Annotated in this window: 12 protein-coding genes; 7 read left to right on the top strand and 5 right to left on the bottom strand. The window is 56.9% G+C overall.

What is annotated here, in order from left to right; translation table 11 throughout:
* The first annotated feature begins 397 nt into the window (after window positions 1-397).
* Window positions 398-2806 carry a glycoside hydrolase family 95 protein gene (locus K2F33_RS00425; protein ID WP_263880719.1) on the top strand — a complete coding sequence of 803 codons (2409 nt, stop codon included), beginning with the start codon at window positions 398-400 and terminating at the stop codon, window positions 2804-2806.
* 217 nt (window positions 2807-3023) lie between these two features.
* Window positions 3024-5057, top strand: a complete 2034-nt coding sequence (locus K2F33_RS00420; protein WP_263880718.1) for a beta-galactosidase — start codon at window positions 3024-3026, stop codon at window positions 5055-5057.
* Between the two features lie 93 nt (window positions 5058-5150).
* On the opposite strand, the gene K2F33_RS00415 is transcribed toward K2F33_RS00420, so the two are convergent.
* The 3 genes from K2F33_RS00415 to K2F33_RS00405 are packed head-to-tail and all read right to left on the bottom strand — an operon-like array spanning window position 5151 to window position 7551.
* Window positions 5151-5822 carry a response regulator gene (locus tag K2F33_RS00415; protein WP_076170715.1) on the bottom strand — a complete coding sequence of 224 codons (672 nt, stop codon included), beginning with the start codon at window positions 5820-5822 and terminating at the stop codon, window positions 5151-5153.
* 21 nt (window positions 5823-5843) lie between these two features.
* On the bottom strand, window positions 5844-7052 hold the full coding sequence (locus K2F33_RS00410; RefSeq protein ID WP_263880717.1) for a sensor histidine kinase: 1209 nt from the start codon (window positions 7050-7052) through the stop codon (window positions 5844-5846).
* Between the two features lie 46 nt (window positions 7053-7098).
* Window positions 7099-7551, bottom strand: coding sequence for a CcdC protein domain-containing protein (locus tag K2F33_RS00405; RefSeq protein WP_263880716.1), 453 nt, complete (start codon window positions 7549-7551; stop codon window positions 7099-7101).
* Between the two features lie 600 nt (window positions 7552-8151).
* On the opposite strand from K2F33_RS00405, the gene abc-f reads away from it, so the two are divergent.
* The 4 genes from abc-f (at window position 8152) to zapA (ending at window position 17905) form a co-directional block, all read left to right on the top strand.
* Window positions 8152-9993, top strand: a complete 1842-nt coding sequence (gene abc-f / locus K2F33_RS00400; protein ID WP_263880715.1) for a ribosomal protection-like ABC-F family protein — start codon at window positions 8152-8154, stop codon at window positions 9991-9993.
* Window positions 9994-10622: 629 nt separating this feature from the next.
* Window positions 10623-11657 (top strand): phenylalanine--tRNA ligase subunit alpha, encoded by a 1035-nt coding sequence (gene pheS, locus K2F33_RS00395; protein ID WP_263880714.1) that lies wholly within the window; start codon window positions 10623-10625, stop codon window positions 11655-11657.
* 41 nt (window positions 11658-11698) lie between these two features.
* Window positions 11699-14149 (top strand): phenylalanine--tRNA ligase subunit beta, encoded by a 2451-nt coding sequence (gene pheT / locus K2F33_RS00390; RefSeq protein WP_076170701.1) that lies wholly within the window; start codon window positions 11699-11701, stop codon window positions 14147-14149.
* A gap of 114 nt (window positions 14150-14263) precedes the next feature.
* Window positions 14264-17905, top strand: coding sequence for a cell division protein ZapA (gene zapA, locus K2F33_RS00385; RefSeq protein WP_263880713.1), 3642 nt, complete (start codon window positions 14264-14266; stop codon window positions 17903-17905).
* A gap of 130 nt (window positions 17906-18035) precedes the next feature.
* Here zapA and K2F33_RS00380 read toward each other — a convergent pair whose 3' ends face one another.
* Complete coding sequence (locus K2F33_RS00380) at window positions 18036-18422, bottom strand: cupredoxin domain-containing protein (RefSeq protein WP_076170696.1); 387 nt, start codon at window positions 18420-18422, stop codon at window positions 18036-18038.
* A 254-nt stretch (window positions 18423-18676) separates the two neighbouring features.
* On the opposite strand from K2F33_RS00380, the gene K2F33_RS00375 reads away from it, so the two are divergent.
* A complete protein-coding gene (locus K2F33_RS00375) occupies window positions 18677-19792 on the top strand; it encodes a GGDEF domain-containing protein (protein ID WP_076170694.1) in 1116 nt (371 codons plus the stop codon).
* Window positions 19793-19842: 50 nt separating this feature from the next.
* Here K2F33_RS00375 and K2F33_RS00370 read toward each other — a convergent pair whose 3' ends face one another.
* Window positions 19843-20196 (bottom strand): phage holin family protein, encoded by a 354-nt coding sequence (locus K2F33_RS00370; protein WP_076170692.1) that lies wholly within the window; start codon window positions 20194-20196, stop codon window positions 19843-19845.
* Window positions 20197-20323: the final 127 nt, after the last annotated feature.

The following is a 20323-nucleotide window of genomic DNA, read 5'->3' as shown; positions in this document are numbered from 1 at the left end:
GCCATTACTTCCTGATCTCGCAAGAAAAACCTCCTCTAGAAGCGGTCTGTCTCCTTTGAAGGTACGTCGATAGACGTTTTTCTTCAGAGATCAGAATGTATAAGTTTCGGAGCTTCTGCTCCCTGATCTCGCAAGAAAAACCTCCTCTAGAAGCGGTCTGTCTTCTTTGAAGGTATGTCGATAGACGTTTTTCTTCAGAGATCAGAACGTATAAGTTTCGGAGCTTCTGCTTCCTGATCTCGCAAGAAAAACCTCCTCTAGAAGCGGTCTGTCTTCTTTGAAGGTACGTCGATAGACGTTTTTCTTAAGCAGCCTGACATAAAAGCACACGCTTCGGCCGCCGGTCCGGCAAGGTGCTCGAAGCAACCGTTCATCGCGGATAAAGGGAGAGATAAACGTGGAGCAAAGCAGCAAACGCGCCGTCAATAAAAGGCTGTGGTACCGCAAGCCGGCCTCCGTGTGGGAGGAAGCGCTGCCGATCGGAAACGGACGGCTGGGAGGCATGGTGTTCGGCGGGGCGGAAGAAGAGAAAATTCAATTGAACGAGGACACGCTGTGGTCTGGATTTCCCCGGGACACGGTTAATTATAACGCCCTGCGGCATTTGGAGCCGGCCAAGGCATTGGTCGCCGAGGGTCGGTATGCCGAAGCGGAGGCACTGATCGAAGCCGGGATGCTGGGACGACGCACGGAATCCTACCAGCCGCTCGGCGATTTGCATTTTGCTTTTGGCCGCATGGATCAAATTACCGATTACGTGCGGGAGCTGGATTTGGAGCATGCGGTCGCGTCGGTTTCTTTTCAAACCGGCGGGTTGCGTGTCGTTCGCGAAGCTTTTGCCAGCCGGCCGGATGAGGTTATCGTCGTCCATTTCCGGGCGGAGCCCGCAGAGGGCGGGGGTTCGGCCGGGAAGGCGGAGCTGCCGGCGTTGACGGCATGGCTCACCACTCCGCATCTCAGCGATGTGAGCGCAGAGCCGGCGTCTTTGATCCTGACAGGGCAAGCGCCGTCGCATGTTGCGGACAATTACTTGGGGGATCATCCTCAGTCGGTTCTCTATGAAGAAGGACTGGGACTCCGGTTTGCGGCCGTGCTGACGGTGCGGACCGACGGAGAGGTGCAGACGGAAGAAGGGCGGCTGCGGATCGAAAAAGCGGGCACGGTCACCTTTGTGCTGGCTGCGGCGACCGATTTCGCAGGCTTTGACGTCATGCCGGGCGCATCCGGCATCGATCCGGTACGCTTGTGCCGGGAACATGCCGACGCGGCGGACAGTGATTACCTGCATCTGAAACAGCGGCATTTGGATGATTACCGCGCGCTGTTTGACCGGGTGGACCTGCAGGTGGGGCTGAGCCCACAGCTGCCGCAGGCTGAAGCGGAAATGCCGACGGACGAGCGCCTGCAGCTGTATCGCCAAGGAGGAGTCGATCTGGCCCTCGAAACGCTGCTGTTCCATTATGGACGCTATTTAATGATTGCCGGTTCGCGTCCGGGTACGCAGGCGCTGAACCTGCAGGGCATTTGGAATCCACACAAGCAACCGCCTTGGAACAGCAATTATACGACGAACATTAATGCCGAAATGAACTATTGGCCGGCCGAGGTATGCGGTCTGGGAGAATGCCATGAGCCGCTCTTCGACCTGATCCGGGAACTGAGCGTCACCGGCAGCCGGACCGCGGCGATCCATTACGGTGCAAGAGGCTGGACGGCTCATCACAACACCGATTTGTGGCGGATGTCGACGCCTTCGGATGGGCGGGCCATGTGGGCGTTCTGGCCGATGGGCGGCGTGTGGCTGTCCAGACATCTGTGGGAACGGTATGCGTTCCGGCCGGATGCGACCTACCTGCAGGAGGTGGCGTATCCACTGATGCAAGGAGCCGCCTTGTTCTGCTTGGACTGGCTTGTCCAGCTTCCCGACGGACGATGGACGACGGGGCTCTCGACTTCACCGGAGAACGTCTTCCTGACCGAATCGGGAGAGCCTTGCAGTACGGCTGCCGGATCGGCGATGGATATGGCGCTCATTGACGAGCTGTTCGGACACTGCATCAATGCAGCTGAAGTGCTTGGGATTGATGAGGATTTCCGGCAGGAGCTGTCTTCAAAACGGGAGCGGCTGGCACATCCCGGCATGGGTCCGGACGGGCGGATGCGGGAATGGGAGCGCGATTTCGGCGAGAATGAGCCGGGGCATCGGCATGTATCCCATCTGTACGGAGTGTACCCGGGAGACGCCGTAAACGAGAATACGCCGGAGCTGATGCAAGCCGCCTCCTTGTCGCTGAAGAAGCGGATCGAGGCGGGAAGCGGGCACACGGGGTGGAGTGCGGCCTGGATCTTTAACCTGTACGCGCGGCTTAAGGAGCCGGCAAACGTGTACCGCTCCATCCGGCGGATTCTCAGCGACTCCAGCCTGCCGAACCTGTTCGGCAACCACCCGCCTTTTCAGATTGACGGCAATTTCGGTTATGCGGCCGGTGTTGCGGAAGCGCTGCTGCAAAGCCACCAGGGCGAGATTCGGATGCTGCCGGCTCTGCCGGAAGCCTGGAACGAAGGGGAAGCCAAAGGTCTGCGGGCGCGAGGCGGCTTTGTGTTGGACATGAAGTGGAGCGCCGGAACGATTAAGGAAGCAGGAATAACCTCCACGCACGGCGGGACCTGCCGGATCGCGGACCATTGCCTGTACCGGGTGCAGGGACCAGATGGGCAGGAGCTACCGGCTGACGGGTTTGTTACGGCAGCGGGCGAAACATACCGAATTACACCACGGGACAAGGAAAAGGTATCGGTGAGTTGAAGCTGAAGCTGAGGCTGAAATGAAAGCTAAGGAAGCCGAAGGAAGCGGAAAGATAACCTAAGAAAACCGAAGAAGGCCGAAAAAACCGTGGGAAACCTTTTACGGTACAAAAAGCCGGAGAAGACATTTTATTTGTTACGGGCTAAGAGTTACAGGCTAAGTCACGGGCTAAGGTTACGGGCTATCGGCGATTCAACAAGAGAAAGGAAGTGGGTACGTGATTAACGATAAACTGCCTAAAATTTGGTACGGCGGAGATTATAACCCTGAACAGTGGGGACCGGAAGAATGGAAAGAGGACCAGCGGATGTTCAAGCTGGCCGGGATCGACGTGGCGACGATCAACGTCTTTTCCTGGGCGCTGAACCAGCCTGACGAGGATACTTACGATTTCGGGTGGCTCGACGAAACGATGGACCGTCTGCACAAGGACGGCGTTGGCATCGTACTGGCGACGAGTACCGGGGCGCATCCGGCATGGATGGCCAAGCGGCATCCGGATGTGACCCGCGTCGATTTTTACGGACGGAAAAGAAAGTTCGGCGGAAGACATAACTCCTGCCCGAACAGCCCGACTTACCGCAAATACTCCCGCTTGATGGCGGGCAAGCTCGCCGAGCGCTACAAGGATCATCCGGCGCTGCTGCTTTGGCACGTATCCAATGAATACGGCGGTTTCTGTTACTGCGACAACTGTGCCGCCGAATTCCGCGTTTGGCTGCAAAAGCGTTACGGCACCCTGGATGCCGTCAACGAAGCATGGAATACCCGTTTCTGGGGCCACACTTTCTACGACTGGGACGAAATCGTGCTTCCGGACGGACTGAGCGAGGAGGGCGAAGGCAACGTCAGCGCGTTCCAGGGCATTTCCCTGGATTATCGCCGGTTTATGTCCGATAGTTTGCTGGAATGCTACAACATCGAGGTTGAAGCGATCCGCGAGCATTCGAAGGACGTGCCGATCACGACCAACCTGATGGGGACGTTCCCGCTGCTCAACTACTTCGACTGGGCGAAGCATATGGATATCGTCTCGTGGGATAACTATCCGTCTCTGACGACGCCGGTCAGTGAAACCGCCATGACGCATGACTTGATGCGCGGCCTGAAGCACGGGGCGCCGTTCATGCTGATGGAGCAGACGCCGAGCCAGCAGAACTGGCAGGCGTACAACTCGCTCAAGCGTCCCGGCGTGATGCGCCTGTGGAGCTATCAGGCCGTTGCCCGCGGGGCGGATACGGTGATGTTCTTCCAAATGCGGCGCTCCAAGGGCGCCTGCGAGAAGTTCCACGGCGCCGTCATTGAGCACGTCGGACATGAGAATACGCGGGTATTCCGTGAGGTGGCGCAGCTCGGGGAGGAGCTGGGCCGTCTTGGGGACACGCTGCTGGATGCGGTGACGGAAGCTAAGGTTGGCATCGTGTACGACTGGGAAAACCGGTGGGCCATGGAGCTCTCGAGCGGACCGACCGTTGAGCTGAATTATGTGCGCGAGGTGCATAAGTTTTACGACGCCCTCTTCAAGCAGGGCATCGAGGCGGACATGATCAGCGCCCAAGCCGACTTCAGCAAGTACGACATCGTGATCGCGCCGGTTATGTATATGGTCAAGCCGGGCTTTGCCGAGAAGTCGGAGGCGTTCACCGCTGCCGGCGGCACGTTTATTACGACGTTCTTCAGCGGCATCGTGAACGAGACCGATCTCGTGACCCTCGGCGGATATCCGGGCGAGCTCCGCAAGCTGCTCGGCATCTGGGCGGAGGAAATCGACGCACTGCCGCTCGGGCAGTACAATGAAATCGTCATGAAGCAGCCGTACGGCAAGCTTACGGGCAGCTATAAATGCGAGATGCTGTTTGATCTCATCCATGCCGAAGGCGCGGAAGTGCTGGCCGAGTATGGCTCGGACTTCTACAAAGGCATGCCTGCGCTCACGGTGAACCGCTTTGGTGAAGGCAAAGCGTACTATGTAGCGACCAGCGCGGACAGCGACTTCATGGAAGGTTTTCTCGGGGCCGTCTGCGCCGAGAAAGGCGTTCAGCCGCTGGTGCCGGAGCTTCCGGCCGGCGTAGAGGTTGCCCGCCGCGTGAAAGATGGACGCTCGTTCCTGTTCGTGCTGAACCATAACGCGGAGAGCGCGACAGTTCGCACGGGGGACGTCAAACGCCGGGACCTTCTCAGCGGCGTAACCGTAGACGGAGCGGCCGAGGTGCCGGGACGCGGCGTCCTGATTCTGGAGGAAGCAGAGTAAAGACAAGGTATCGCGGCTAAAATACGTTTCCATTCCAATACAAGCAGGCTTTGCGGGACTTCCCGGCAAAGCCTGCTTTTTTGTAAGGGCAATTTACTGCACCCATTGATTGCGGATGGCCAGCACGACGGCCTGGGTGCGGTCCTCGGCGCCGATTTTTTGCAGGACGCGGTGCACGTGGGTTTTGACTGTGCTTTCGCTGATGTGGAGCTTGGCGGCGATATCTTCGTTTTTCAGGCCGTAAGCCATTTCCTGCAGCACTTCCAGCTCGCGGTCGGTCAGCGGGTCCGGCAGGGACAGCCGCATGTCCTGCCGGTCCTGGAACGATTCCGTCTGGCGCAGCGCCTCCGAAATCATCCGGGCCGCGGCTCCCGTCCGGTAGATGGCTTCGCCGCGGCTCGCCGCCCTAATGGAATGGAGCAGCTCCTCCGGCGCCGCATCCTTCAGCATATAGCCGACGGCTCCGGCCCGGATGCCTTCGTACACGTATTCCTCGAGATCGAAGGTGGTGAGGATGATGACTTTGCACTCCGGCAACTGCCGCCGGAGCTCCCGTGTCGCCTCGATCCCGTTCATGCCGGGCATCTGCACGTCCATGAGGGCGATAAGCGGCCGCGTTCGGAGCGCAAGGTTTACGGCTTCGCGGCCGTCGCCCGCCTCCCCGCACCATTCCATGTCCTGCTGCGCCTTAATGATAAACCCGATGCCGTGCCGGATCAGGGGCTGGTCATCCGCGATGATGATGCGGATACGTTCTGGGTCCATATTAGCATTCATTCCCCTCTGTTATTGGGTGTCGCTGCGGAAAAACGGCAGGCTTGCGGTAATCTCCAGGCCATGGGGAGCGAGGGGGGTGAACGTCAGGCGTCCGCCGGCTTTTGCACATCGTTCCCGCATGGTGGTCAGTCCGAATCCCGGCTGGATTGGACCTTGCGCCACGCCGTTATCCCGGATGGTCAAGACCAGGCCTTCCTTGTTACCTATAAGCCGGACCTCAGCTTGGGTGGCCTGGGCATGGCGCATCAAGTTGGTCAGTGCCTCCTGAAGGATGCGGTAAAGGACGTACAGCTGCTCCGGGGCGATGGTGCCGGGGATATCCATGGTATAGGCCACCGGAATCCCGCTTCGCTCGCTGAAGGTGTCCGCCAGCTTCCTGAGCTCCTTCTGCCCTTCGCCAGGCCGGACAAGCCCCATTTCGTGGACGACCGTTCTGACGTCCTGAAGGCATCCGCGGGCCACATCCGTCACTTGCCTGAGCGTTGAGCGGGCTTCGTCGGGCGCCGCTTCGATCATATACGGCAGCGCCTGCAGCTGCACGATCACGGAGGTCAGGCCGTGACCGATGCTGTCATGGATGTCGGCTGCGATCCGGCTGCGCTCCTCCAGTACCGCATAGCGCAGCGCCTGCTCGGAAGTCTCCTCCAGCTCCTCGTGAGCCTGGCGCAGGCTGCGGTAAGCCGCCTCCAGCTCCTGATGAGCAGCCGTCAGCTCTTGTAGATGCGCTTCTTTCATCGTTCGGGTCGTTCTCCGAAGCCTGCCGGCTAAAAATAGAAGATAGACCGCCGCGAGAATCAGGCATTGGGTCATCACAGCTTCCAAAGTCCGATGCTGAGCCAGCAGGATCCACGCTGCGGCAGCTATATTTAGAACGGTGTATGAAGCCGAGTACGATGCCGGCAGCCGGTAACTCACCCATCCCAGCAGAAAAAAGACGATGATATACAAGCTGCCGCCAAGTCCCAGCATGACCCCAATGGAAGAGATGCCAAGCAAGGCGCACACGGCAAAAGCGGGGGCCGGCCCCTGGCGGGTAAACCACCGGGGACGCCATTGCAGGCACAACGCGGCCAACGTCAACAGCACGCCCGGAACAAACGCGCGAGGTTCACCGTACATTCCGTTCTGAATCGCGGAATACACGATCAACAAACTGAGCAGCGCCCTTCTGGCCGGATTGGAAGACAGTATTGTTCGTTCATCGTTGCCTGTTTCCATAGCAGGTCTCCTTTAGCTGGCACATTGAAGCCGGTGATTCAGGTCTTTATGCCCGTTGTCCCATCATCGCCTGATATCTCCGGTAAATGACGTACCGGCGTGCGCAGATGGAACCGAGCGGCATGAACATCAGCGCATTTGCGATGTGATAGAAGGCGTGTGTCTGCTCCCAGGACTGAGCAAGGACCCGAAGAACAAGCACGGCGAGAAACAGCACAATGCTGGCAATGGAACCCTGCACGGTTACCTGGCCGTCCGTTCCCATGCGCATTTTTTCCATTTTACCCCGGATGATACCTGTTGCCAAACCGGCAGCGGCAAATACGGCGAACAGCACGACTTCAACCGGACCTACCGATGCCCACGGGATGGAAGGTAGGGTCATTCCTCCCCATAACAAGGGAACGATCCACATGCTGGAAGGGCGAAAGGTTCTTTCCCTTGCGGTAAGCCAAATGACAAGCAGGATGATAATAATATCAGTTGAGTATTGATCCATCGCTAACACCTCATTCATTTTTCGTGATGAGTCCAGCATACCAAGGAGGACCGGCCGCGTAATCGAACCGTGTGGTGATTTTCTTTCGGCCGATGTACATCCGGAGATGTACATGACTGTGGACGAACAGGTTTGGGCTTTTCTTTTTCCGATAATTTTGTTAAAATGGCAGCAAGCATTTCATCCTGAAGAAAACGAGGTAACCACACAGCCGATGGATAAACATGACTGATCTCTCTAATCTGCAAACCAACTTAATGTTGAAACCATGCAGTTTCTGCGCCTGCCGCAGGGAAGAGAATCGTTATGTCTATTTTCAGAGACTGGATACCTCACCGATGGATACGGATAATGCTTTTTTGTGCGTTTTTGACGTGTTCATGGGGTAATGTCGTGCCTGGATCATCATGTTCGGGGCGGTATTTCGGACGGGTAAACCCTTTTTTGACATAGACAATGATAACGAATTTCCTGCCGTAGGCGATGCTGCCTGCGGCTTTTTTGATTCGTGAAATGGATCAGTGGCCGGGGCTGGACTGAAACGGCTGGTTTGTCTGAAACGACGGAAATTCAAATTTATGTTTTAAAGGGTGATGCTTAATGTTGAATATCGTAAAAACGAAACATATAGCCAAAGAATTTAAAGGGAAGACCGTTTTTGAAAATATTGACCTGGAAATCTATGAAGGCGAGAGGCTGGCGTTGTTCGGCGTCAACGGCGCGGGGAAGACGACGCTGCTGCAGATTCTGACCGGGCAGCTGGAGCCGGACCAGGGCACCGTGGAACGCGGAGTCCCGCTGGAGCAGTGGGGATATATGACGCAGACGTCGGAAGAGTTGATGCATCTGACCGCACTGGATGCGGCGGGGCGCGAAAGCGGCGAGCTGTGGCAGATCAAGCGCCGGCTGAAGGAGCTGGAGCAGGCGATGGCGACGGGCGAAGTCGGTTCCGATCTCCTGGAGGAATACGGACAGCGGCTTGAGCAGTATGAGCTCAGCGGCGGTTTTGACTGGGAGACCGGGCTGGAGAAGCATTTGACCATGCTCCACATTGGTCCAGAGCTGTGGCAGGTCCCTTTTGCCGATCTGAGCGGCGGCCAGAAAACCAGGGTCAGGCTGGCGGCTCTGCTGGTCAAAAGGCCGGAGGTGCTGCTCCTTGACGAACCGACCAACCATCTGGACGAGGAGAGTATGAACTGGCTGGAGGATTGGCTCCGTCATTACGAAGGCACCGTCATTGTCGTGTCCCATGACCGGACCTTTTTGGACCGGGTGGTGACAGGAGTCTGCGAATTGACCGAGAGCGGGCTGAAAAAATATAAGGGCGGCTACTCCGATTACCGGCGGGAAAAGGACCGCGAACTTCGGGAGCAGGAGGCGCTCTATAAGAAGCAGAAGCAGGCCCGGGAAGCGTTGGAGGAATCGATCCGCAAATACCAGGAATGGTTCCACCAGGCCGAGAAATCGGCGGATAAAAATACGGAAACGAAGGCGGCGCTGCCTTACTACAAAGCGAAAGCCAAGAAAAACATTTCCAGGTATCACGCCAAGCAAAAAGAGCTGGAGCGGCTCGAGAGCGAAAGCGTGGAGAAGCCGAAAAGCGGACCGAAGGTCAACCTGCAGCTGGGCGAGGGTGGTTTCTCCGCACGTGTGCTGGTGCGGCTTGAGCAGCTGTCCTTCGGCTACGGAACGAAGAAGCTGTTCGACAAGTTCAATCTGATCCTCTCCCGCGGCGACCGGCTGGCCGTGCGGGGTCCGAACGGAGCGGGCAAGTCAACCCTGCTCAAGCTGATTATGGGCGAGCTTGTGCCAAGCGAAGGAACGGTATGGCAGCATCCGGCCTTGAAGATCGGTTACTTCTCGCAGGAGCTGGAGGTGCTGAACGAAGAGGAAACGCTGCTGGACAGCCTGCTCCGCCTGCCTTCGATGACCGAGACGCATGCGCGGACGCTTCTGGGCTGCTTCTTGTTCAAGCGGGAGGACGTGTTCAAGCGAATCGGGGATTTGAGCATGGGGGAGAAATGCCGCGCGGCTTTCGTGCAGCTGTATTTCTCCGGGGCCAATCTGCTCGTGCTGGATGAGCCGACGAACTATTTGGACATCTCGACGCGGGAAGTGATCGAAGAGGCGTTATCCGCATATCCGGGGGCTCTGGTCGTCGTGTCCCATGACCGGATGCTGATCCGCAAGCTCGCGGACCGGCTGCTGACCGTCTCTCATACGGAAGAACCGCATCTGTTTGAGGGCACGGTTCAAGAAGAGGAAGAGCAGCTGGCCAGACATAACGGAGCACTGAAGGAGGATACCGACCGGGAAAACGCCCGGCTGGCGCTGGAATGGGAGCTGACCCGGCTGCTGAACGAAGACGGCGGGAGCGACGAGGAGGCTGCGGCACGGATTACGAATATCCGCAGGCTCCGGAGCGAGCTGGAACAGCTCTAATTTGAGGAATGAAGTCTGGTTCCGCAAAAAATGGGCATGCTGAGAAGGGGAACGCCTATAGATTTAGGCGATTCGGACTTGTCAATACAGCTTTTTTTGCCTATAATTATTGACTATAGTCAACGGACTGATCCCGGTGAATGAATGACCTGTATGGATCAGCCATTGCAATCCAATTTATGTGTCAAGACAAATGCGTTGATGGAGATAAGTAAGCAGTGCCTCTTTACAGGGAGGGGACGCCGGAGATTGAGAGCGTCTCTACAGAAACAGGCTGCTGAAATTCCCTCCGGAGCAGTTCCCTGAACGAATCCACGCGCCAGCATGTTTGCTGACAGGATTCCGCGTAGGGGATAACGGTTTTCGATCCGTTACATCGAATGAGAGTGAGATCAAGCTGGCCAGAGGTGCGCGTGTGCGTATCAAACGGCTTTTCGCTTGTCTAACAAGGGTGGTACCACGGTCTTTTCGTCCCTTTTCGGGAGAAAAGGCCTTTTTGTATTTCTTGGGAATTTTTTCTGAGGATCCCCCGCCAAGTACCTGAGCAGTCACCCGGGGCAAAAGCCCTGCTTTGCGGGGCGTTGTTGGTCAAAAATGTATTGGGATTTCAAGAAGGAGGCAGGAAGTTCATGAAAGAAAAGCTGGAAGCATTGCGGCAGGAAGCGATCGCGCAGCTGAATGACGTCGCTGACGTACAGACGCTGAACGATTTGCGCGTGAAGTATCTGGGGAAAAAGGGGGCGCTGACCGAGATTTTGCGGGGCATGGGCGCGCTTAGCGCGGAGGAACGTCCGCTGATCGGCCAGGTGGCCAATGATGTGCGCGGAGCGATCGAAGGACTGATCGAGTCCAAGCAGCAGGCTTTCCAAAAGGCCGAAACGGAGCAGCGCCTGCAGGCGGAGAAGGTGGACGTTACGCTTCCCGGCCGCAAAATGACCCAAGGCGGCACCCATCCGCTCAACAAAGTCATCCAGGAAATCGAGGAGATTTTCATCGGCATGGGCTACCACATTGCGGAAGGACCGGAAGTGGAGACCGACTATTATAACTTTGAAGCGCTGAACCTGCCGAAGAACCACCCGGCTCGTGACATGCAGGATACGTTCTACATTACCGAGGAGCTCCTGATGAGAACGCAGACGTCGCCGGTGCAGATCCGGACGATGGAGAGCATGCAGGGCAAGTTGCCGGTGAAGATCATCTGCCCGGGCAAAGTATACCGCAGAGACGACGACGATGCGACGCACTCGTTCCAGTTCTACCAAATTGAAGGCCTGGTGATCGGCGAAAACATCCGTATGAGCGATTTGAAAGGCACGCTGCTGCAATTCGTCCGCGAAATGTTCGGACCGAACACACAGATCCGCCTTCGTCCAAGTTTCTTCCCGTTCACAGAGCCGAGCGCAGAGGTCGACGTAACCTGTGCCAGATGCGGCGGCAGCGGATGCCGGGTGTGCAAGCATACGGGATGGCTGGAAATTCTGGGCTGCGGCATGGTGCATCCGGAAGTGCTGCGCAAGGGCGGCTACGATCCGGAAGTGCACAGCGGCTTCGCGTTTGGCATGGGGCCGGACCGGATTGCGATGCTGAAGTACGGAATCGACGATATCCGTCATTTCTATGGCGGCGATGTGGCATTCTTGAAGCAGTTTGCCCGCATGTAAGCGTAAGGTTAGCGAATACGGGAAGAAGGAAGGGAACGCAAGTGAAAGTATCAACTGAATGGTTATCCGATTATGTATCACTGGAAAATGTAACGGCCGAAGAGCTGGCCGAGCAGATTACGCGCGCGGGCATCGAGATCGACGAGGTTGAGCACCGCAATCACGGTATTTCGAAAGTCGTCGTGGGTTATGTAAAAAGCAAGGAGAAGCATCCCGATGCGGATAAGCTGAACGTCTGCATCGTTGACGCGGGACAGGGCGAAGACCTGCAGATCGTCTGCGGCGCGAAAAACGTGGATGCCGGACAAAAAGTACCCGTTGCCCTGGTCGGCGCTCTGCTGCCCGGCGGTCTGGAGATCAAAAAAGCCAAGCTGCGCGGCGTCGCTTCTCAAGGCATGATCTGCTCCGCCAAAGAGCTGGGCATGAACGACAAGCTGCTGCCGAAGGAGCAGCAGGAAGGCATACTCGTCCTTGAGGAGAACGCGCAGATCGGAACGCCGATCACCTCCGTGCTCGGCCTGGACGACAAAGTACTCGACTTTGACCTGACGCCGAACCGTTCCGACTGCCTCAGTATGCGCGGAGCGGCTTACGAAGTGGCGGCCATTCTGGGCCGCGACGTCAAGCTGCCTGATCCCGAAAGGGAACTGGTTGAGGTAGCTGACGCGGCAAGCAGCCATATCTCGGTCAAAATCAGCTCGCCTGAGCACTGCAGCCATTACACCGCGCGTTATATTACGGGCGTGAAGATCGCTCCGTCGCCGCAGTGGATGCAAAACCGCCTTATGGCTGCAGGTGTCCGTCCGATTAACAACATCGTTGATATCACCAACTATGTCATGCTCGAATACGGTCAGCCGCTGCACGCGTTCGATGCGGACCACTTGACAGGCGGGGCCGTAGATGTTCGCCTGGCTCGTGAAGGCGAGACGCTCGTGACGCTGGACGGCCAGGAACGCAAGCTGGAGCCACACATGCTGCTCATTACCGACGGCGTGAAGCCGGTTGGATTAGCCGGCGTCATGGGTGGATTGGATTCCGAGGTTACGGACAGCACCGTGAACATTTTGCTCGAATCGGCCAAGTTCGACGGAGGCACCATCCGCAAGACGTCCCGCCAGCTCGGACTGCGCTCCGAAGCGAGCCAGCGCTTCGAGAAGGAAGTCGATCCGGGTGCGGTCATTCCGGCGCTGAACCGGGCTGCATCGCTGATTGCCCGTTATTGCGCAGGAACGGTTCATAAGGGCATCGTCGAAGCCGGTGCCGCGCAGGCGGAAGAAAAGGTGATTGTTCTGTCCTTCGACAAGCTGAACCGGTTCCTTGGAACGGAGCTGTCGATGCTGGAAGTGAAGACGATTTTTGGCCGTCTCCATTTCCACGCTGCGGATACCGCCCAGGGCATTTTGGAAGTGCAGGTGCCGACGCGCCGCGGAGACATTACGAAAGACGTCGACCTGATCGAAGAAATTGCCCGCCTGTACGGATACGACAATATCCCGACGACGGCGATCGAAGGGCCTACAACGCCGGGGGGCTATACGAAGCCTCAGGCGATCCGCCGCGAAATCCGCAGACTGTTCACCCATGGCGGATGGCAGGAAGTGATCAGCTACTCCTTCACCCATCCGGAGCTGGCCGCGCTGTTCCCGGCCTTGACGGAAGGAAGCGTGCCGGTGAAGCTGTCGATGCCGATGAGCGAGGAGCGCAGCGTGCTGCGTACGAGCATTCTGCCGCAGCTGCTCGATATCGCGGTTCACAACGCGAACCGGAAGCAGTACGATCTGGCGCTGTTCGAAGTGGGCAACGTGTTCTTCTCGCAGGAGGAGACGCTGACGGTTCAGCCAAAAGAGCTGAACGTGCTGTCCTTGCTGCTGTGCGGCAGCCGCGGGCAGAAGCAGTGGAACCATGCGCCGGAGAAAGTCGATTTCTTCGACCTGAAGGGTGCCCTGGAGACGCTGTTCGGGGATTTGGGTCTGGAGGGAGCGATCCGGTACGTGGCGAACCAGCCGGCCGGATATCATCCCGGACGTTCAGCTTCCGTCTACCTGATCAATGGCGGCGGAGAGCAGGTTCTGATCGGAACGCTCGGTCAGGTGCATCCCGAATTGCAGCAGGAGCGCGGACTCGGCGATGTGTACGTTGCCGAAATTCTGCTGCAGCCGCTGTACGATCACGCCGATTTCGATATCCGATATCAGGAGCTTCCGCGCTTCCCGGCTTCGGAGCGGGATATTGCAGTCGTGGTGGACAGCGCCGTGGAAGCGGGCTCCCTGCTTGAAACGATCCGCGAAGCCGCGGGCGAGCTCCTGCAGAACGTACAGGTATTCGATGTGTTTACCGGAAGCAAGCTCGGCGAAGGCAAGAAGAGCGTCGCGATTTCGCTCGTCTACCGCCACAATGAGCGCACGCTGACGGATGAGGAAGTCACCGCGGCGCATGCCGGAGTCGTCAGCGCCCTTGAGCAAAAGTTTCAAGCGGAATTAAGAAAATAGCAGGAATTGAATCCAATCACATCGAATCCTTAGACACAGAGATTCGATGTGATTTTTTTATTGGAGAGAACAAGACATCTTAGAGTCAACACACATATGAAGGAGGGCACAACTGTGACTACACCTGATCGTACACGCGTCTCCGTGGAGATCTACGGGACTTCTTATAAACTGGTCGGCAGCAGTGCCGATTATATGCGAAAGATTGCCAGTTATGTCGATGAACGGATGAATGCCATTTCCAAAAGCAATTCCCGGCTGGACACCCCTAGGATTGCCGTTCTTGCCGCGGTTCATATGGCGGAGGAAGCCGTGCAGATGCAGGATCTCCGCAACGAAGTGAAGATGCTGACCGGCGAGCGCAGCGAACTGCGCTCGGAGCTCACCAGGCTGCAGTCCGAGCGGGACGAGCAGCTGGCGGAAGTCAACAAGCAGAAGGAAGAAGCGCAGCAGATCAAGAAGGAGAAGGAAGAGCTGCAAAAGCGGCTGGAGCAGGAGAAGGCTGCGCTTGCAAAAGAGCTGGAGCAGTCCAAGTCCGAGCTTACGGCGCGTCTGGAGCAGACCCGGAATTCTTTGACGAAGGAGCTGGATCAGCTCCGCGCTTCGCTGAAGCGGGAGACGGAACAGAAGGAATCCTTGCTCCGCAAGGAGAAACAGGCCGCGGAGCAAATGCAGAAGGACAAGCAGGCTGTGGAGGAACGGCATAAAGCTGCCGTGCTGGAGCTGGAGCGGAAGCATGCGGCAGCGCTGCAATCCGCCGAGCAGAAGCGGGTTGGAGCGTTGAAAGAGGCGGAGGAGAACAACCGCACGAAGATCAACGAGCTGGAGCAGAAGCATCAGGGAGCCGTCAAGGAGCTCGAAGAGAAGCATGCAGCCTCTATTCAGGAGCTGCAGGAGCAGCTGACCGAGCTTCGCGGCAGCAGCGGCGAGCTTCAAGAGAAGCTGCAGAACATGGAGCAGGAGCTGAAGAACGCCAAGGAGGCCTATTCCAGACTGCGGCAGCAGCATCAAGTCGTGCTGGTGCGCGAAGAGGAAGCCAAGGCGCAAGTGCAGGCTTTGACCGAACAGGAGGAAGCGCTGAACGGACAGATCAGCAAGCTGAAGGACGAGGCGGCCGCTTCGGAAGAGGAACACCGCCGCATGCAGAAGCTGCTTGAGGATTACAGCGAGGCTTCCAAGAAAATGACCGGTGAAATCGCCCAGCTGACGGCCGAAGCCGAAACCCTTCAAGGCACGATCGAGAAGCAGAAGGAAGAGATCGGCGAATTGGAGCTGCAGGTGCTGGAAGCCGGCGAGCAGAACGAGACGCTGGAGACGGGCATGGCTTCGCTGCATGACGAGCTGAGCGTGCTGAAAGAGCAGGCGGACGGCGAGAGTAAGCTCCGCCAGGAAGCTGAGCAGCAGCGGGAAGCGCTCCGGCAGGAGCTGGCCGCGAAAGAGGAGCGGCTGCAGCAGCTTGCTCAGGAGCTGGCAGATAAGCAGCAGCAGCTCGTAGCCCAGGTGCAGAAGCTGCAGGCGCAAGAGCGTTCTTCCTCGGAACAGGGAGAGGAACTTCAGCGTTTGGAGAAGCAGCTGGAAGCCCAGCAGGAGGTGCTGGCCGCGAAAGAGCAAGAGCTGGAATCGCTGAAGCAGGCGCTGCAAGGGCGGGAGCAGGATCTGCAGGATTACGGCCGGCAGATCGAGGCCAAAGAGGAGCAGATTGCAGGCCTGGAGCGGCAGTCGAGCCAATATGCGCAGCAGCTCAAGGACCTTCGGCTTCAATTGGAGGAACAGCAGGAATTGTATCTCGAGCTCGAAATCCAATCGGAGGAGCAGCAGGAGAACGTACAAAACCTGCAGCAGGAGCTGGAGAGAAGACGGGAAGCACACGCGGAGCTGGAGCTGCAGGCGGAAGAGGAACGGAAGCGTTATGCCGGCCTGAAGGAGCAGTTGGAAGAGCAGCGGGCAAGGTATACCGAGCTGCAGAGCCGTTCAGGCGAATACGAGCAGCAGTGCGGCGAGCTGCGGAAGCAGGTAGCTGAGCATGAGGAGCAATACGAGCTCGCCCAGCTTCTGCTCGAAGAGCAGCAGGAGCAGAATGCGGCGCTGCAGCAGGAGCTGGAAGAGCAGCGTGAGCAGCAGCAGACGGCCGCTCGGGCGCTGAAGGAACGCGAAGAGGAGTACGCATTGCTGCAGCAGGAGCTGGAAGAGCAGCGTGAGCAGCAGCAGACGGCCGCTCGGGCGCTCAAGGAGCGCGAGGAGCAGTACGCAGCGCTGCAGCAGGAGCTGGAAGAGCAGCGTGAGCAGCAGCAGACGGCCGCTCGGGCGCTGAAGGAGCGCGAAGAGCAGTATGCAGCGCTGCAGCAGGAGCTGGAAGAGCAGCGTGAGCAGCAGCAGACAGCTGCTCGGGCGCTGAAGGAGCGCGAGGAGCAGTACGCATTGCTGCAGCAGGAGCTGGAAGAGCAGCGTGAGCAGCAGCAGACGGCCGCTCGGGCGCTGAAGGAACGCGAAGAGCAGAATGCGGCGCTGCAGCAGGAGCTGGAAGAGCAGCGTGAGCAGCAGCAGACAGCTGCCCAGGCGCTGAAGGAGCGCGAAGAGCAGTATCGAGCGGTACAGCGGCAGCTGGAGGAGCAGCGGCAGGAGCACCAAACGACCCGCCAGGCGCTGGAAGACCTCGAGAATCAGTACCTGGAAGTTCAGGAGCAGCTCGAGGAACAGCAGGCGGAGCATCGGACGGCCCGCCGGGCGCTGGAAGATCTCGAAGAGCAATATTTAACCTTGCAGCAGCAGAGCGAAGGTCATCAAGAGCAGTATCGTGCGCTGCAGCTGCGGCTGGAAGAACGGCAGGAGCAGTATCACGAGCTTCGGATGGAATATGATGACCACCAGGAGCTGTATCAGGAACTGCAGCAGGCGCATGACGCCAGAGCAGAGCAGCTGGCGGATTTGGAGCAGCAGCTGGAGGACAGCCGGGAAATGATCGGGCGCCTGCGGCTGCAGTCCGAGGAATATGCCCGCGACAACGGCACATTGCGCCAGCAGCAGGAGCAAGCTGAAGCACGGTTTGAAGAGCTGGAGCTTCAAGCCAAGGACGTTCAGGCTCAGTACGAAGAGCTGCAGCGGGTGAACCGGGCAGCTCAGGAGCAAAATGAACAGCTGCGGAGCCAAACCGAAGCGCAGCGCGAACAGTACAACAGCTTGAACCAGCAGTATCAGGGCTTGCAACGGCAGTATGAGGAATTGCAGCGCCAGGTGAAGGAGGCGCAGAGCCGCCAGGAGGATACCGAAATCGAATACCTGCTTCTGCTGGAGGAGAAAGAGGCCGCGGTGAAGAAGCTGGAGGAAGCGTCGCTGCAGCTGGATGAAGCGGCAGACCGGGAGACCGAGCTGCGCGGATTACTGCGCAGTGCCGAGCAATCCATGCAGTCTTATCAGGATAAGCTGAAGGATATGATGGACCAGCAGGAAGCGTGGGGCAGCCGGGAGCTGGAGCTGCAAGAGGAGCTTGAGGCTTGGCAACAGCAGATCGCTGCCGGCGAGCAGCAGCTTACCCGGATCCAGAGCGAGAAGGAGTCGGTCGCGGATGAGCTTCGCCAGGTGGGGGAAAGCTTTGAGCTGGTGACGCATCAATACCGTCTGCTGCAGGCAGAACATGAGATTCAGCTGGAGAAGACCGGCAAGCTGGAGGAAGAGTACCGCTTGCTCAAGGACGAGTATTCCAAGCTGCAGACCGAATATAACGAGTGGATCGAGCTGATCGAACAGGATCAGAGTTGACTTCTATAGACCACCCACATTTCACACTTAAATGAAAATCCCCTCGGAGTAAGCGGCAGGACGGATCATGCATCATCCTGAAGCATACTTCGAGGGGATTTTAACTTTTGGGTTCAAGTCTGCCTAACTTTTATTCCACAATGACTTTGGCAATCATGCCGGAATGTCCCGCTCCGCAGAACACTGAGCAGGCCATTTCGAACGTGCCGGCTTTTTCCGGCGTGACGACCGCAGACTTGTTTTTACCGTCAAGCTGAAGCTCGAGACCCGGAATGAGAACGCCGTGGTTTCCCTCATCGTTTTCAAGCGTAATTTTGACAGGTACGCCCTTTTTGAGATGATATTCTTTTTGATCGAATGCATAGTTTGTCGCCTTGATCACCAATTCCTCGCTCGGGGCTACACCGGTTTCGGTGACTCCGCTGCCCGATGCGGAATCGCCGCTCTTGGATTGTCCGCAAGCAGCCAGCACCAGAAGCAGCACGCAGGAAAGGACGACAGCCAGGGTCTTCTTCACTTGTGATCCTCCTTTATGTATACCTTCATCATTTTAATTGGTTCCATGCCTTATCATACCTTAAGTTGGATATGTCTGGGCGAGGCTCATTTGAAAAATTGGTGAACGCAGCACCCATTGATTTTGCCGCCCCCAGGAAAAGGATCAGCTGGAAAAAAGATAGTGCTTATCTTGGATTTAAGATATAATGAGCATTGACGATGTACGAAGCCCGCAAATATTCTTGTTTAGAAGATTAGGGGAATGACATTCCAATGAATCGCACGGGGTTGATTTTGGAAGATTTATGGCATCGCAAAATATTGAACGCCTATTGGATCGTGACACTGATGTTTTTCGCGGCGGAGGCGGTTCTGCTGCTGCTGGGCTGCATTCCTTCCGTGACCGCCGGGGACGGGCCGGAGGACTGGCTGCGTCTGGGCATCCCGGACGGCTGCATCCTGCTGCTCATGCTGGCGGCACAGACCTGGCTGCGATTCGAACCTAAATACCGGAAGCAGGTTGTGGTCGGCTGCGGATTTTTGCTCTCCTACCTGTTCTATTTCATCATTCAGCCGATCGTGGACGGGGCACAGATGGCGCTCCTTCTGCCCGTTCTGATTTCCGTCGTTTATTTTGACCGCAAACTTCTATATGGCTTTGGCTCGTTAACGATCCTCCTGTACTGTCTCATCTATCTCACCGAACGCTCCCTTTATCAAAAACCCATTCAGGAATTCATCCAAATCCAAAGCGTGTTTATTGTCAGCATCATGATTGGTCATACGATTTTGGTCCGGGTCAAGGAATTTATGCGACATCTGGAATCGGTCATGAAGTCGGAGCAGCAGCTCCTGGTGGAAAGAACGATATCGGACAAGCTGCTCAAAATCGATGCACTGACCGGGCTATACAATCACAAGGCGTTTCACGAATACCTGGAGGCTCTGCTGGAGCAATGCGAGAAGTATCAGCTTCCGCTGCAGCTGGCAATTATCGATATCGATAATTTTAAAAAGGTCAACGATAATTACGGGCATCGGGTGGGCGATGTCGTGCTGAAAGAGGTTGCTTCGAAGGTGATGTCGACGATGACGCCGAATGATTTTGCCGCCCGTTATGGCGGAGAGGAATTTGCCATCATTATGGCGGATAAGACATTGGAGGAAGCAGAACGGATGGCTGAGCAGCTGCGCGAACGAATCGCCAGAACCGAGCTGCCGCATACGGTGAAGCCGGTTACGGTGAGCATCGGACTTTGCAATTTTCAGCAGGGGGACGACAAGGAATCATTATTTCGAAAAGCGGACATGGCGCTGTACCAGGCCAAACGGACGGGAAAAAATAAAGTGGTGACCGCGGGTGAAGACGCAGCCGATTATGCAGGATAAAAAAGGAAAGACCCCTGTCCTTAGGCAGGGGTTTTCATTCTTGAAACGGTTTACCGCTTGTCCCTTCCGGCATTAAATGCGGACACCGGGATAAACAGGTCGATAATACCGATGACGAGGGCGGCGAGAATGGCGCCAAGAATGGTAACTTCAACGCCGCTGACAATAAATTGGGCGATGTATATGACGAGGGCACTGACGATGAAACCGACGATCCCGCGTCCAAAGGGAGTAACCCTTTTGCCGAAGATTCCTTCAATAATCCACCCCAGCAGTGCGATAACCAAAGCGAGCAGCAGAGCGCTCCAGAACCCTCCGACGGAAAACTGGGGAACGATCCAGCCTACGATCAGCAGGACGATGGCAGACACGATAAATCGAACGACATGACCCAGAAAATGCATGCAACTGGCCTCCTTTACACATGGATACTGTGTTATGCAAACCTTATTGTATTCAATTTTCGCCATGTTATGTATGGAATGATTTAGCGCTGCAAATGGCGAAGCGGCAAACATTTCGTATATAATA

The sequence above is a fragment of the Paenibacillus sp. PSB04 genome (genome assembly GCF_025809195.1).
GTDB classification, from domain to species: Bacteria; Bacillota; Bacilli; order Paenibacillales; family Paenibacillaceae; genus Paenibacillus_AQ; species Paenibacillus_AQ favisporus.
The sequence above is the reverse complement of the archived record's forward strand: the minus strand, read 5'-3'. Positions and strand labels throughout refer to the sequence as shown.

Bases quoted from the DNA above. Each gene is read 5' to 3' on its own strand.
- pheS (WP_263880714.1), top strand. From the start codon at position 10,623: ATGAAAGAAAAGCTGGAAGCATTGCGGCAGGAAGCGATCGCGCAGCTG.
- K2F33_RS00405 (WP_263880716.1), bottom strand. From the start codon at position 7,551: ATGGATCAATACTCAACTGATATTATTATCATCCTGCTTGTCATTTGG.
- K2F33_RS00370 (WP_076170692.1), bottom strand. From the start codon at position 20,196: ATGCATTTTCTGGGTCATGTCGTTCGATTTATCGTGTCTGCCATCGTC.
- K2F33_RS00415 (WP_076170715.1), bottom strand. From the start codon at position 5,822: ATGGACCCAGAACGTATCCGCATCATCATCGCGGATGACCAGCCCCTG.
- abc-f (WP_263880715.1), top strand. From the start codon at position 8,152: ATGTTGAATATCGTAAAAACGAAACATATAGCCAAAGAATTTAAAGGG.
- K2F33_RS00410 (WP_263880717.1), bottom strand. From the start codon at position 7,052: ATGGAAACAGGCAACGATGAACGAACAATACTGTCTTCCAATCCGGCC.
- K2F33_RS00375 (WP_076170694.1), top strand. From the start codon at position 18,677: ATGAATCGCACGGGGTTGATTTTGGAAGATTTATGGCATCGCAAAATA.